The sequence below is a fragment of the Pseudomonas boreofloridensis genome (assembly GCF_030580795.1).
GTDB lineage: Bacteria > Pseudomonadota > Gammaproteobacteria > Pseudomonadales > Pseudomonadaceae > Aquipseudomonas > Aquipseudomonas boreofloridensis.
The window spans coordinates 40,499-53,323 of sequence record NZ_JAUQOQ010000019.1; the positions used below are offsets into that span (position 1 = coordinate 40,499).

General features: G+C 64.8%; 14 protein-coding genes and 1 pseudogene. 3 read left to right on the plus strand and 12 right to left on the minus strand.

Annotated features, from left to right (window positions below; translation table 11 throughout):
• Window positions 1-21: 21 nt before the first annotated feature.
• The 7 genes from fapE to pnuC form a co-directional block, all read right to left on the minus strand.
• On the minus strand, window positions 22-768 hold the full coding sequence (fapE, locus tag Q6A47_RS19455) for a fibril amyloid subunit FapE (protein ID WP_304485116.1): 747 nt from the start codon (window positions 766-768) through the stop codon (window positions 22-24).
• Between the two features lie 38 nt (window positions 769-806).
• Window positions 807-1,487: a fibril amyloid maturation endopeptidase FapD gene (fapD, locus tag Q6A47_RS19460; RefSeq protein ID WP_029614381.1), complete on the minus strand. Its 681-nt coding sequence runs from the start codon at window positions 1,485-1,487 to the stop codon at window positions 807-809.
• Between the two features lie 60 nt (window positions 1,488-1,547).
• A complete protein-coding gene (gene fapC, locus Q6A47_RS19465) occupies window positions 1,548-2,483 on the minus strand; it encodes an amyloid-like fimbrin subunit FapC (protein WP_304485117.1) in 936 nt (311 codons plus the stop codon).
• A 51-nt stretch (window positions 2,484-2,534) separates the two neighbouring features.
• Window positions 2,535-3,107: a fibril amyloid subunit FapB gene (fapB, locus tag Q6A47_RS19470; RefSeq protein ID WP_369811562.1), complete on the minus strand. Its 573-nt coding sequence runs from the start codon at window positions 3,105-3,107 to the stop codon at window positions 2,535-2,537.
• 10 nt (window positions 3,108-3,117) lie between these two features.
• Window positions 3,118-3,567 (minus strand): functional amyloid chaperone FapA, encoded by a 450-nt coding sequence (gene fapA / locus Q6A47_RS19475; RefSeq protein ID WP_304485119.1) that lies wholly within the window; start codon window positions 3,565-3,567, stop codon window positions 3,118-3,120.
• A 295-nt stretch (window positions 3,568-3,862) separates the two neighbouring features.
• Complete coding sequence (locus Q6A47_RS19480; protein WP_304485120.1) at window positions 3,863-4,387, minus strand: AAA family ATPase; 525 nt, start codon at window positions 4,385-4,387, stop codon at window positions 3,863-3,865.
• Window positions 4,384-4,950, minus strand: coding sequence for a nicotinamide riboside transporter PnuC (gene pnuC / locus Q6A47_RS19485; protein ID WP_304485121.1), 567 nt, complete (start codon window positions 4,948-4,950; stop codon window positions 4,384-4,386). The genes Q6A47_RS19480 and pnuC overlap by 4 nt, the downstream gene beginning before the upstream one ends.
• Before the next feature lie 161 nt (window positions 4,951-5,111).
• Between pnuC and Q6A47_RS19490 the strand changes: the two genes are divergently transcribed.
• The gene (locus Q6A47_RS19490; RefSeq protein ID WP_304485122.1) at window positions 5,112-6,395 is read left to right on the plus strand and encodes a DUF2599 domain-containing protein; all 1,284 of its coding nucleotides are present in this window, start codon (window positions 5,112-5,114) and stop codon (window positions 6,393-6,395) included.
• A gap of 51 nt (window positions 6,396-6,446) precedes the next feature.
• Here Q6A47_RS19490 and Q6A47_RS19495 read toward each other — a convergent pair whose 3' ends face one another.
• From Q6A47_RS19495 to Q6A47_RS23105, 3 genes and pseudogenes are all read right to left on the minus strand, one after another.
• Window positions 6,447-8,192, minus strand: a complete 1,746-nt coding sequence (locus Q6A47_RS19495; protein ID WP_304485123.1) for a DUF2599 domain-containing protein — start codon at window positions 8,190-8,192, stop codon at window positions 6,447-6,449.
• A gap of 91 nt (window positions 8,193-8,283) precedes the next feature.
• Entirely contained in the window at window positions 8,284-9,018 is a 735-nt protein-coding gene (locus tag Q6A47_RS23100; RefSeq protein ID WP_369811563.1) for a methyl-accepting chemotaxis protein, read from the minus strand.
• A 138-nt stretch (window positions 9,019-9,156) separates the two neighbouring features.
• Window positions 9,157-10,206: pseudogene (locus Q6A47_RS23105) on the minus strand (cache domain-containing protein); the annotation flags it as partial.
• 12 nt (window positions 10,207-10,218) lie between these two features.
• Here Q6A47_RS23105 and Q6A47_RS19505 point away from each other — a divergent pair.
• Both Q6A47_RS19505 and Q6A47_RS19510 read left to right on the plus strand, forming a co-directional pair.
• The gene (locus Q6A47_RS19505) at window positions 10,219-11,052 is read left to right on the plus strand and encodes an undecaprenyl-diphosphate phosphatase (RefSeq protein ID WP_304485124.1); all 834 of its coding nucleotides are present in this window, start codon (window positions 10,219-10,221) and stop codon (window positions 11,050-11,052) included.
• Window positions 11,049-11,474 carry a DUF1294 domain-containing protein gene (locus tag Q6A47_RS19510; RefSeq protein ID WP_304485125.1) on the plus strand — a complete coding sequence of 142 codons (426 nt, stop codon included), beginning with the start codon at window positions 11,049-11,051 and terminating at the stop codon, window positions 11,472-11,474. Before Q6A47_RS19505 ends, Q6A47_RS19510 begins: the two co-directional genes overlap by 4 nt.
• Before the next feature lie 25 nt (window positions 11,475-11,499).
• Here the strand turns inward: Q6A47_RS19510 and Q6A47_RS19515 are convergent, their stop codons facing one another.
• Complete coding sequence (locus Q6A47_RS19515; protein WP_304485126.1) at window positions 11,500-11,862, minus strand: MmcQ/YjbR family DNA-binding protein; 363 nt, start codon at window positions 11,860-11,862, stop codon at window positions 11,500-11,502.
• Complete coding sequence (locus Q6A47_RS19520) at window positions 11,855-12,757, minus strand: LysR substrate-binding domain-containing protein (protein WP_039577497.1); 903 nt, start codon at window positions 12,755-12,757, stop codon at window positions 11,855-11,857. The genes Q6A47_RS19515 and Q6A47_RS19520 overlap by 8 nt, the downstream gene beginning before the upstream one ends.
• Window positions 12,758-12,825 lie beyond the last annotated feature (68 nt).

The following is a 12,825-nucleotide window of genomic DNA, read 5'->3' on the forward strand; positions in this document are numbered from 1 at the left end:
TTGATTGAAGCGAAGCGTAGATCAGTATCCGGTGACTCGAAGGCCTTTGAGTTGGTCGAGATTGCAGTTCAAAGCGCCCGAGGACGGCAGGTTGTCGCGCAGCACCACATTGAGCTGGGTCAGGTTGCTGACGGCGTTGTTGCCACCGAGCAAGGTGGTGGCCTGGAGCATGCCGCCATTGGCCAGGCGTTGCAGGCTCTGGCCCTGGTTGTCATTGGCCTGGATGGCCATCTGGATGCCGTTGCCGCTGTTGGAGACGCTGAGCGTGCCGGCCGCATTGCTGTTGCTCAGCGTGGTGCCGGCAGGCAGCGGCTGGCCTTGGGGCAGGGCGGCGTCGCCCACCTGGCTGGCTTCGCGGACAGTGATCGCCACGTCGTTGTAGGCACTGTTGTTGTCCCCGGCGGCGCGCACCGACTGGGTCACGCCCTGGGTGCCGTTGAGCAGCCCGGCGCCACCTTCCACCAGACCGTTGCCGTGGGTGGGCAACTGCCCGGTGCCTTTCTCGCCGGTCATGGACACGTAGAACTGCGGCTTGATCACGCTTTGCTGCACCTGCAGACTGGTGGTCGCGCCGATGCGGTCACCCGCGGCGTTCTGCCAGGTGCTGCTCATGACGATGCCGAAGCTGATGATGCGCCCCGGCATCACGTATTTGCCCCGCAACTGCGCCAGTTCCTGGTCCTTGACCTCGACGGGCTTGAACACCTGTGCGTGGACGGGAAGGCTGGTCGCCAGGCAGGCGGCGACCAGCCAGTTGATCGTCTTCATCGCTGCTCCCGGGGACTTGGCGCCCCTTGTGTTGATGGTCAGAAGAAATCGCTCTGGATGAAACCGAACTCCATCAGTTGCGCGTCCTCGACCGGGTAGAAACCGTCGATGCGCCGCTTGGCGGTCAACGGCGCCGGAGGGTCGAGCAGGGCATTGGCCTTGTCGTAGCCGGGGCCGATCACGGCGAAGATGATGCCGTTCCAGCCTTTGCGGAAATCCTCGAGGGTGTAGCGCTTGTGGCCCAGCACCGGATCGCCGATGTAGACCCAGCCCCTGTCGATGCGCTGTAGCACCACGAAGTGCTTGTAGCCGCGAATGTCCATCAGCACGATCACCGGGATACTGAGTTTATCCAGGGTGTCGGCTTCGATTCGGTAGCCACGGGCACGCATGCCGATGCTTTCGACGTAGCGCTTCATGTCGAGCATGGAAAAGCCCTGGACCTTGACCGTGTCCTGGTCGGAGTGGGCAAGCATGCCCTCGATCACCTGGTGTTCATCGACATCGAGCCAGTAGGCCTGCTTGAGCACCGTGGCCAGGGCGGCGGCGCCGCAACTGAAGTCGGTCTTCTGCTGCACCAGGTCGGCGAAGCGGCGTTCGCGCAGGCTCTGCACCGGCTTGTAGACCAGCGTGCCGCCGGGTAGGGCAGCGATGGGCATCTGCGTCGCTTCGGCGTGGCCGGCAAGCAACAGCAGTGTGGCAATCAGCACAACGCGCATGACGTTCTCCACCGCATCCACACACGCAAAGGGGCCCCGCAGGGCCCCGTACCACAGGCGTTACATGCAGGCTTTGCACCCTGCGGCGATGGACAGCGAGTTGGTCTGCTGGTTGCCGACACCCGCCGAGACGTTGGCGCCGACGTTGCCCGAGACGTTGTTCAGCGAGTTGTTCAGGTTGGCGTTGTTGGTGACCGGGTTGCGCCAGCCGGTGGGGGTCAGCACTTGGTAGGAGGCGACGCCGGCCAGGTCGAACGTGCCTTCTTCGTGGAGTTTGACCGGGCTCTTCTCGACGCGGGTGTTGCCATACCAGTCGCGGCTGCTCTGCTCCACATAACCGGAACCGGTGCCTTTGTAGGTGCCGGTGGACGAGTAGCTGGAGTTGAGGGTTTCGGTGCTGTAGGTACGGTCGGCCTTGTTGTCGACGCTCAGGCCGCCGACGTTCTGGTTGGCCGCGCCGGTGGCGGCGGCGACCCGACCGCCGGACACGGCGATGGCCAGGTTGTTCTTCTGCTGGTTGAAGTCGCCGGCACTGACGTTGACGCCGATGTTGCCGGAGCTGCCGTTGGCCGAACCGTAGAGGTTGGCGTTGTTGGTCGCGGAAAGGTTCTTGACGGTATTGCCGGTGTTGCTCTGGGTGGCCTGGGACATGGCCACAGCACTGCCGAAGATGAACTTCTCATCGGCGGTGGCGATGGCGGCGACGTTGTCCTGCTGGTTGCCGGTACCGGCCGCGACGTTGGCACCCAGGTTGCCTTGGGAGCCGTTGGCCGAGTTGTCCATGCGCGCGTCGTTGCGAGTGCCCTGATTGAGCGACCGGTTGCCGGCGTTGCTCTGGGTGTCGAGTACGGTGGCGGCAGAACCGGCATTGGTCAGCAGTGAGCGCAGGCTTTCCTGGCCGGCGTTGCCAGTCGCGCTTTCGTCTGCCTGCGCCGCCACTGCCATGACCGCAGCGAGGGCGAATACCAGAGGCTTGAGTGCCATTTTAGGTTTCATGGTGTTTCTCCGCTTGTCGTTTGGTTGTCGAGTGTTGGGCTGTATCGAGGGTCAATCCGCGACCCGGACGCTCAGGGTGTTGGCCATTCGGTTGCCCACCCCGGCGCTCTGATTCAACTGGACCACGCCACGGCTGCCGGTGAAGGCCTGGTCACTGGTCGTGACCAGGCGACTGCCGGGTGTGCGATCCGTTGCCTCGGAGCTGTTGGCCAGCGCGACGTTCTGCTGGCTGAGAATGCTGTCGTCGATGCCTTGCGGTGCGGCGCTGATGCTGATGCGCACGGCGTTGGCCTGTTGCGTGGCGGCGCCGGCCGCCTGGTTGATGCCGAGCATGCCGTTGCCTTGGCTGAAGGCAGCGCCGTCGATCCGTACCTGGGCATCGTGGCCGGCATCGGCGCGCGCATTGCTGCGCTGGTCGATCTGCGTGCGCGCCTGGCCCTGGGTGCCGATGGCGATGGCTTTCACCGTGGCCTGCTGCAGGGCATGTCCGGCGGCCTGGTTGATGTCGAGGTTGCCCTGGTAAGCGCGCCCGCTGCTGTCGAGGGTGGCGTTGTCGATCACCGGCGAGGCCGCCAGCGCAGCGCCGCTCACGGCCAGGCCGAGACACACAAGGCACAAGCTGATGCTGCCCATGTCATTGGCCTCGGGTCAGGATTTGCAGGGGCGCCAGGCCACGCTGGACGTTCTGGTTCACCGTGCCGGCCAGGCTGCCGGTCGCCGATGCGCCGGCACTGGAGCCGCCGGCCATGCCCGGCAAGGGCGATGAATGGCCACCCAGGCCGCGCAGGTTGTTGCTGTTGTTGGGCAGCAGTTCGCGGCTGACGCGGGTGCCACTGGCCACCTGGGCGAAGTCGCCGTCGGACAGCTCGTTGGTCTGCGCTTGTACGCGCGCCGAGGGGTTGGTGTTGACGGTGGTCGGGTAGGGGTCTGGGGTGACGGTGCGGCGGTCCGCCTGGCGGGGCTGGACATCGCGAGTCAGCACCACCACGCCGTTGCCCGCCGCGAAGGCGGGGAGCGTACAGGGGATGGCCAGGAGTCCGGCCAGCGCGAGCAGTGCAGGTATTGTTGTGTGCTTGATCCCCACGGCATCACTCCTTTGCTATGCGCTGGCCTTTGGGCGTTGCGCGAACAGAGGGAGCGAAAGCTGTGCCGCTTTTGGCTTTACCCGCGAAATCAGGTACTTGAGCGGTGCGTTCGATGACAAGGCAGTGACGCTGTCTCACGGTCGAGACAGGGAGGGCGGCAGCAGAGCTTGTAACGCGCTCAGCAGCGCCAGGTGGCAGGGCGCTGCATGTGTATCACCACTGATACAACTGCCGTGGGCGCGTCGAAAGGCCTTGAACGGTGCGGATTTGCGAGGAAGGAGATGTATCGCCGACTTAACAGTCGAGCAGTGCCGCAACCGCCGTGAAGGCTTCCTCGCGGCGGTGCGACCAGTCGCCGCCGATCACTTTGAAGGGCTGGTTGTGCGAGCGCAGCCAGAGCAGGCTGTCGTCGAAGAACGCCTGGCGCTCTTCGAGCCGCGGTTGGCAGCGCTGACCGTCGGCGATCCACTCCACGCCTTCGGGGCTCAGTAGCAGGTGCAGGTCGTAGTGGCGTTGCAGCAACGCCTGCTCCAGCCAAGTCGGGCAGTCACCGAACAGCGCGCGGCTCCAGAGTATGTTGCTCAGCAGGTGGGTATCGAGGATCAGCAGCCGCGGGGCCAGGGCGCGCGCCTGATCTTCCCAGGCCAATTGCCCCTGGGCGATGGGCGCAATGTCGGCGTAGCAAGTATCGCGCTGCTCGACATCGATGAAATGGCGCACGTACTCGCCCACCGTCACGCCGCCGAAGCGTCGTTGGATCTCGCCGCTCAGCCAGCTCTTGCCGCTGGACTCCGGGCCGCACAACACCAGAACCTTCATGCGCTCGCCAGCGCCGGGTCGCGCCGCCACTCCACCCAGCCGCGCACGGCGATCAGGGTGAACAGGGCATAGAGTGCCGCCGTCAGGTACAGGCCCTTGTACAGGAACAGGCCGACGAAGATCACATCGACCACGAACCACAGCGCCCAGCACTGCAAACGCTTCTGCGCCATCCACACTTGCGCCACCAGGCTGAAGCCGGTGAGCGCCGCATCCAGCCAGGGTTGCGCGGCATCGGTCCAGTGCGCCATGGCGGCCCCCAGGGCGATGCTGGCCAGCAGTCCCACGCCCAGGCCGCGCATGAGTGTCGGTGTATCCAGGCGCGAGACCTGACGCGCCTCTTCGACTCGATCAGGGCGTGTCCACTGCCACCAGCCGTACAGGTTGAGCACGGCGTAGACCAGTTGCAGGAGCATGTCCGAGTAGAGCTTCACGTCGTAGAAGATCCAGCTGTAGAGCACCACCATCACCAGGCCGATCGGCCAGCACCAGATGTTCTGCCGGACGGTGAGCCAGACAGCGATGACGCCGAGCACGGCGGCGAACAGTTCGAGGCCGGACATCGGCGCTCCTTGGGGAGGGGAAAGGGCGCGATTGTAACCTGCAAATGCGTGGCCGGTAACGGGCGCGTCAGGTCGGGCAAAACTGGTATTTCTGCCAGTAGTGAGGCGTGCAGGTGGGCCATAGGATGACTTGACACCTGATCAACCGAGGGTTGTCACCCATGAAACGATCACGATTTCCCTTCATCCTCGTCTGCGCATTACCCCTGTGCGTGTCTACCGGTGCGATATCGGCCGACCAGTGCGAGACCGTCGCCAGCGAGGTGACCCAGTGGTACAACAAGACGGTCGATGCCTGCGGGCGCAACCCGGCCGTCGATTGTTCCGGCGTGATGATCCGCGGCACCAAGCGTGCCGATGCCCACAAGGGCGAGCGCTACGATGTGTGGAATCCCAGCCCGGCCTCCGAAAAGTCGGGAGGCGTGTCGGTGTCGTGGATGCGTGCCGACAAGATCGGCTACGAGGATCCCGGCCTGGGCTATACCGATGGCATGATCTTCACGCCACGCGATTATGTGGGCAAAGGACAGAAGAAACTCGACGTCTACTGTGCCTTTCCGGTCGATGCCTGGACCGATGACCGCGACAGTCGGGGTTGCGGCGACAACCGCACCACTCGACGGACCGAGGCCAGTTGTCAGTCGGCCAAGCTGATGAATGCCCAGGATTGGCGCAAATACTTCGACGCGCTGTACGAAGACAAGGGCGGTCGGCATCGTCGCCAACGCCAGTGCTCGTTCGACATGAACGGACGCCTTGATGCCAGCGCCCGGCGCGATGCGTTCGCCTCCTTCATCAAGGCGCGCCAGTCGATCGCCGATACTCGGACCGGGCGTGAAGTGCAGACCGAATTGCGTCTGGTGAGCTGGAAGGCCGATGAACCCGTACCGATCGCCGCCTTCTTCTACAGCGAGTCGCGAGGATTGGGCGCAGCGCAGCGCAACCAGCAGGACTATTACGCGAAGACCGGCAACTGGGTGCCGGTGATGCGGATGGACTTTCCCAAGGACGCTTCAGCCAAGACGCGGTTCGCCTGTGAGTCCAATGCCCAGTTCCTCAAGGCCGACGGCAGCCGCGCTAACGCTACGTGCAGCCAGTACGTGGAAAGTGCCGAGTGGATCCGCCGCTACGATCCGGGTTTCCGCAAGAATGTCTGGACCTTGTCGGTCAAGCCGACCCGTTGCGGCCGCAACGTCGAACGCGCTGAAATCGATGCGATGTATGCAGAGCTCAAGAGCCGGTACGGAGCCGACCCACGCTGGAAAGACTACGACCGTGGTTCACGGCGCAACTCCATGGCCACGCAACTGAGCTGCCATGTGTTCGGCAAGGACAAGGTCGGTAACCCCATCCGCTACAAGTCCACCTATAACCTGGAGCCGGTACGGCCTTTCGTGAGCGAGGAGCAGGCCGAGAAAGTCGGTTGCAATCCCGTTTCAGCGTGAATGACTCGGCCCACCGTCCGCCGTTTGCGCGGGCAGTGGGCCGATGCACGTTCACGGGTTGCACTTGGCCCGTTCGGTCTGCGCCGACGAGGTGGCCTTGCGATAGGGCTCAAGGTTCCAGTCGGCCTTGCGGTTGTAGAGTTTGTGCAGGCAGGCCAGTTGCAGGTCCATGCTGCCGGCAATGCCCTCCTGCCAGCGCGGATCGAGGCCTTCCTGGCGGTACAGCTCGGCGTACAAGTCCTGTGCACTGGCTTGCCGGCCCAGCGCGGTTGGCACCACCCGCAAGCCGAACAGCGCCTCGCCGCTGTCTTCGGATGTGAGCGGCTGACATTTTTCAGTCAGCACCGTCCAGCGGGTCGACTCGATCAGCCTGCGCACCGGGTTGCAGTTGGCCTTTTGCATGTCGGTGGACGAGAGCACCGGACGCCAGGGTTCGAGCTGCCATTGGGCATTGTTCGGGTGACGCACGGCCAGGCACTGCAGTTGCGCACGCATGCTGCCGGGATGGATTTCATCGTGCAGCCATTGCGGACTGTCGCCGTAGCGGTCTTCCAGGTCCGCATAGATGGCCTCGACATTGTCGGTGCTCAATTTCACCCCGGGTGCCAGCTTGAGGACCAAAGACTTCTCGGTACGTCCCATGCCCAGTTCGTCCGGCTTGCGCTCGACCCAATCGGCAGAGGCGATCAGCACGCCCGGCTGCGGCGCCGCAGGTGCAGGTGGGGTGGGCGTTGGCGCATCGCTCAGCGGCACCACTTGGTCCTTGGGCTCGTAGCTGAAGCGCTGGCTGGCGGGCTGGGTGAAGTCCAGGCGCAGGATCGGCACGGCGTAGCCTTGCGCGTACAGCTTGCGCTGGAACGCCTGGGCCGGCTTGAGGCCGACCGTGGGCCGGGCCTTGCGCGTATCGCCGCGGGTGCTGGCCACATAGGTGCTATTGACGTCCCAGACGAAGGCATCGATGTAGGGCAGGCGGGCACTGCCGTCGTCGGGCGTCTTGCCGGACTGGTCATTGCGCAGCAGGAACTCGTTGAGCAGTTCCTTGCGTGCGAAACCGTCCCGATGGCGGGTGCCGGGGGCCTGGTGGACGTCGATCATGGCATTCCAGTCTGCAGCCTGTTCGGCGTTCCACGAGCACTGCTGGACTTGGATGCGGTTCAGGTTGTTGGGCGCCAGTGCAGGTGGCCTGAGGTGGCCGAATTGGCTGCGCCACTGCGCCGCGGTATCGATCTTGCGCAGGTCGCACGAGCCCCAGGCCAGCGCGGCGTTGGCGTTGGGCGGAGTGGTTGCCGAACGCACTTGGTAGCCCTCGGGGCGGGTGTCGGACCAGCGCGTGCCTTTTACAGGCTGCTTGAGCGTGCCGCAGCCCCACGCTTGGCGATCCGGCCCGGTGAAGCCGTCGAAGGCGTAGATGCACATGAAGCCGGTTTCCATCACCGGTGCCTGCAACCGCCGGGCGTCCTCGGGCGTGCGCAGGATGAACCCGGCCGGGCGAATCAGGCGGCTGGTGCTCAGGTCCTTGCGGATCCAACTGAACGAGGTGGCGCCGGTGCTGATGGCGTAGGGGCTGTAGTCCCAGGGATTGAACGGTCCGTCATCGACCATGCGCAGGGTGACACCGCTGCAGTAGTAGTGGCCGCGCGGCGCGCCTCCCGGCTCCTTGCACGCGTTGTCGATGCGGTTGTAATTGTCGTTGATGCGCCGCAGCGTTTCCTGTGGTGTGCCCACCTCGATGGGCGCGGCGGCGAATGCGCTCGGCAACCCCAGGACCAGGGCTGCGGCCAGGCTGTACCTGAACATGTCGATCTCCAGTGGTGGCATGGAGGCTCAACGGTCTGCCAGGTCCGGCTGGGCGGTCTACTGGCAGAGTTGTCAGGTGGGACAGGGCCGATCAAACCCTGAACTGGCGCAGCAATTGTTCGAGCTCCTCACTCAGGCGGGCCAGTGCCGTACCGGCGTCGCTGGACTGGCGCGCGGCCTCGGCGGTCTGCTGGGACAGGCCGGCGGTGTCGAGCACGTTGCGGTTGATTTCCTCCACCACGTGGGTCTGCTGCAAGGTGGCGCTGGCGATCGAGGTGTTCAGCGTGGCCAGGGTGTGCAGCGCCTGCTCGATGGCGGTCAGCCGGCTGCCGGCCTCGCGGGCCTGGGCGACGGTCTGGCGCGAGGCCTCGCTGCTGGTGTCGATGGCCTTGACCGCCGCGTCCGACTGACCTTGCAGGTGCTCGATCATGGTCTGGATCTCGGCCGTGGACTGAGCCGTGCGCTGGGCCAGCAGGCGCACCTCGTCGGCCACCACGGCAAAGCCGCGACCCTGTTCGCCCGCCCGTGCGGCTTCGATGGCGGCGTTCAAGGCGAGCAGGTTGGTCTGCTCGGCGATCGAGCGGATCACTTCCAGTACGCCGCCGATGCGCGTGCTGTGCCCGGCCAGGTCGCGAATCACGCCCTGCGCCTGGTCGATGGTCGCCGACAACCGGTCGATCTGCTGCAGGCTGCCTTGAATCGCCTGCTGGCCCTGGTCCACTTGTTCCTGGGCGGTGCGCATCTCGCTGGCGGCCTGTTCGGCATTCTTGGCCACGTCCTGCACCGCGTAGGTCACTTCATTGACCGCAGTGGCCACCTGGTCCATCTGCAGCGATTGGCTGGCGCTGTGCTGCTGGGCACTGCCGGCATTGTCGCCGACCTGCCCGGCAGTCTGGGCCAGGGCATGGGCGGTGCCTTGCAACTGTCCGATCACGCCCTGCAGCTTGCCGTTGAAGCGGTTGAAGTATTCGCCCAGGTGGGTGATCTCGTCGCGGCCGTGGGTGTCCAGGCGCCGGGTCAGGTCGCTTTCGCCGCTGGCGATGTTGCCCATGGCCTGCACCGCTTCCTGCAACGGGCGGGCGATGCTGCGGGCGATCAGCCACACCAGCAGGCCCATCAGCGCGGCGATCGCCAGCCCCAGCAGCGAGGCGTCGCGCACCTGGCGGGCGAACTCGGCCTGGACGTCATCGACGTAGACCCCCGAGCCGATGATCCAGCCCCAGGGTTTGAACAACTCGATGTACGAGGTCTTGGCCACCGGCTCACTGGCACCGGGCTTGGGCCAGTGGTAGTCGACCGGTCCCGCGCCTTTGGCTTTGGCCAGGCTCACCATTTCGTTGAACACGGCGAAGCCGTTCGGGTCGCGGATCGCCGAGAGGTCCTGGCCGTCGAGCTTGGCATTGACCGGGTGCATGATCATCTTTGGCTGCAGGTCGTTGATCCAGAAGTAGTCGTCCTTGTCGTAGCGCAGCCCGCGCACCACTTGCAGCGCCTGCTGCTGGGCACTTTGCCGATCGAGCGTGCCGGCGGCTTCCAGGCCTTGGTAATAGGCCAGTACGCCCACGGCGGTCTCCACCACGTGGCGGGTCTTTTCCGCCTTGGCCTGGTACAGGTCGCCGTGGATCTGGCGCAGCAACAGCAACCCGAGCACCAGCAGCATGGCCAGCGATACCAGCAGGATCAGCCATAGACGGCGGCTGATCGACATCGATCTCAGTGTGTTCATCGAAAGCTCACTCCATTGCGTTGTTCTTTTTATACGAGCGACATCCAACCACGGTTGGCGTCCGGCAACCCAGTCGACCAACGTCGGGCGACCTTCCCTGTTGCATCCCGCACGCGTCTGCGCACGGGTCTCTGTTAGGATCTCGGCCGCGCAAGATGAAACCTTTAGTCTGCGCGAACTTTTTCGCTGGCGTCCGGACCAACAGACGCTGTAAAACAGCGACGCCGCGCGGGCGGTGCACATCTGTAATGGAAAAAAACTAGGATGCCGCCAACGAGCGGTATTCATTTGGGGGAGTTGATGGATTTTTGGAGTGCCTTTCAGGCAATCATTCTGGGTGTCGTCGAGGGCCTGACGGAGTTTCTACCGATTTCCAGTACCGGTCACCAGATCATCGTGGCCGACCTGATCGATTTCGGCGGCGAGCGCGCAATGGCGTTCAACATCATCATCCAGCTCGGCGCCATTCTTGCCGTGGTGTGGGAGTTTCGCAGCAAGATCTTCCAGGTCGTGCAGGGCCTGCCGACGCAGCCCAAGGCCCGGCGTTTCACCGCCAACCTGCTGATCGCCTTCATGCCGGCGGTGGTGCTCGGCGTGCTGTTCGCCGATCTCATCCATGAATACCTGTTCAACCCGATCACCGTGGCCGTGGCGCTGGTGGTGGGCGGTGTGATCATGCTCTGGGCCGAGCGGCGCGATCACCGCATTGCGGTGGAGCATGTCGATGACATGCGCTGGAGCCACGCCCTGAAAGTCGGCCTGGTGCAGTGCCTGGCGATGATTCCGGGCACCTCGCGCTCGGGCTCGACCATCATCGGCGGCCTGCTGTTCGGCCTGTCGCGCCAGGCGGCCACCGAGTTCTCGTTTTTCCTGGCGATGCCGACCATGGTCGGGGCCGCAGTGTACTCGGGCTACAAGTACCGTGACCTGTTCCAGCCGGCCGATCTGCCAGTCTTCGCCATCGGCTTCGTGGTGTCGTTCATCTTCGCCATGATCGCGGTGCGCGCCCTGCTCAAGTTCATCGCGCATCACAGCTATGCGGTGTTCGCCTGGTACCGCATCGCCTTCGGCCTGCTGATCCTGGCGACCTGGCAGTTCGGCTGGGTCGACTGGGCGACGGCGCACGCCGGATGAAACGTGATCCAGCCGCCGCCCGGCCTGGCCCTGGTCGGGCTGGGGAGGGCGGTGTTCGCTACCTGCGCCTGAAATTGTTGGTGTTGCTCGGCCTATGCCTGCTGCCAGGTGCAGGTATCGCACGCATGGCCTGGAACGGGCAGTCCTGGTTGCCGTTGGCGCTGTACCCCCTGGCCAGCCTGGTGTGCCTGGCGCTGTACTGGCAGGACAAGCGCCAGGCTCGCCAGCTGGGTCGACGCATCCCGGAGAAGGTGTTGCACGCCAGCGAACTGCTGGGCGGCTGGCCGGGGGCACTGGTGGCCCAGCAACTGTTTCGCCACAAGACACGCAAGGTGTCTTACCAGGTGGTGTTCTGGGGCATCGTGGTGGTGCACCAGGCGGTGTGGGCGGATTATCTGTGGCTGGGGTGGCTGGGGCGTTGAGGGGGGCTGACCAACTGCTCTGTACTCACTCGATCACCAACCCCACCTGCAACCGCTTGGCCAAGCGCCGCACCACCAACTGGTGGGAGCGGCGCAACAACTCAGTGAGTTCTTCGCGGCCGAGGGCGTAGGGCGGCATCACGCTGATCCAGTGAGCCCGCGCCAGGTAGGGCGCCGCCCGCACGCCGGGACGGTCGCAGTAGCCGAGAAAAAGTGTGTCGTCCACTTTGAACGACAGGCCGGCGCCCGCCAGGTCTTGCACGGCGAACATCTTGTTGCCCGCCACCGAGAACACCCGCACACCGCCCCATTTGTAATCCTCCCGTGCCCCGGGCAGACTCAGGCAAAAGGCCGCAGCCTGTTCGGTCGTCAAGTGTCGTTCAGACATAGCGCTCTCCACAGGCCTCGAACGAGGCCGCCAGATGATCGATCCATACCCGCACCGCCGGCAGCACGCCGCGTCGATGGGGGTAGACCGCTTGCAGGAACCCGCCGGGCAGCGACCAGTCTGGCAGCAGGCGGACCAGTTCGCCACGCGCCAGCTCCTCTTCGCAGTACATGCTCGGCAGTGCGGTGAAACCAAGGCCCGCGCAGGCCGAGGCCTTGCGCACGATGAAGTCGTCGATGGCCAGGCGCGGTTCCAAGGCGATGTCCTGCGCCTGGCCATGGGGCCCGATCAGGCGAAAGTGCACCAGCCGATCGGCTTCGGCGGCGCCCAGCACCGGCAGGCTCAGCAACTGTGAGGGGTGCTCCAGGCCGACGGCGAAACCCGGCGCGGCCACCAGGTGCATGCGCGCCTGGCGCAGGCGGCGGGTGGCCAGGGCCGGGTCTTCGTCGCCCACGTCACGCACGCGCAAGGCAACGTCGATGCCTTCGGCGATCAGGTCGACGCGGCGATTGAGCAGCACCATGTCCAGTTGCACCTGCGGATACTGCTGCAGAAAACGATTGATCACCGGTGGCAGGAACGCGTGCGCCAGCGCCACCGGCGAAGACACCCGCAGCCGCCCGCGCGGTTCGCTGGTCATGCTGGCCACCGCTTCGTCGGCCATCTCGGCCTCCAGCAGCATCGCCTGGCAATGGTGCAGGTAGCGCTCACCCACGGCGGTCAACTTCAATTGCCGCGTGGTGCGCTGCAACAGGCGCGTGCCCAGGCGCTCCTCGAGCTCGGCGATGCGCCGTGACAAGCGCGATTTGGGAATGCCCAATTGACGGCCGGCCGCAGCGAAGCCCCCGGCTTCGACCACGCGGGCGAAATAGAAAAGGTCATTGAGGTCTTGCATGTTCGGTCCCACCGTTCCACCAGTGGAACAAACTAATGCACTTTTGCTCACTATTCACCTATTCAACC

Bases quoted from the DNA above. Each gene is read 5' to 3' on its own strand.
- fapE (WP_304485116.1), bottom strand. From the start codon at position 768: ATGAAGACGATCAACTGGCTGGTCGCCGCCTGCCTGGCGACCAGCCTT.
- fapD (WP_029614381.1), bottom strand. From the start codon at position 1,487: ATGCGCGTTGTGCTGATTGCCACACTGCTGTTGCTTGCCGGCCACGCC.
- fapC (WP_304485117.1), bottom strand. From the start codon at position 2,483: ATGAAACCTAAAATGGCACTCAAGCCTCTGGTATTCGCCCTCGCTGCG.
- Q6A47_RS19480 (WP_304485120.1), bottom strand. From the start codon at position 4,387: ATGAAGGTTCTGGTGTTGTGCGGCCCGGAGTCCAGCGGCAAGAGCTGG.
- pnuC (WP_304485121.1), bottom strand. From the start codon at position 4,950: ATGTCCGGCCTCGAACTGTTCGCCGCCGTGCTCGGCGTCATCGCTGTC.
- Q6A47_RS19490 (WP_304485122.1), top strand. From the start codon at position 5,112: ATGAAACGATCACGATTTCCCTTCATCCTCGTCTGCGCATTACCCCTG.
- Q6A47_RS19495 (WP_304485123.1), bottom strand. From the start codon at position 8,192: ATGTTCAGGTACAGCCTGGCCGCAGCCCTGGTCCTGGGGTTGCCGAGC.
- Q6A47_RS23100 (WP_369811563.1), bottom strand. From the start codon at position 9,018: ATGGACCAGGTGGCCACTGCGGTCAATGAAGTGACCTACGCGGTGCAG.
- Q6A47_RS19505 (WP_304485124.1), top strand. From the start codon at position 10,219: ATGGATTTTTGGAGTGCCTTTCAGGCAATCATTCTGGGTGTCGTCGAG.
- Q6A47_RS19510 (WP_304485125.1), top strand. From the start codon at position 11,049: ATGAAACGTGATCCAGCCGCCGCCCGGCCTGGCCCTGGTCGGGCTGGG.
- Q6A47_RS19515 (WP_304485126.1), bottom strand. From the start codon at position 11,862: ATGTCTGAACGACACTTGACGACCGAACAGGCTGCGGCCTTTTGCCTG.
- Q6A47_RS19520 (WP_039577497.1), bottom strand. From the start codon at position 12,757: ATGCAAGACCTCAATGACCTTTTCTATTTCGCCCGCGTGGTCGAAGCC.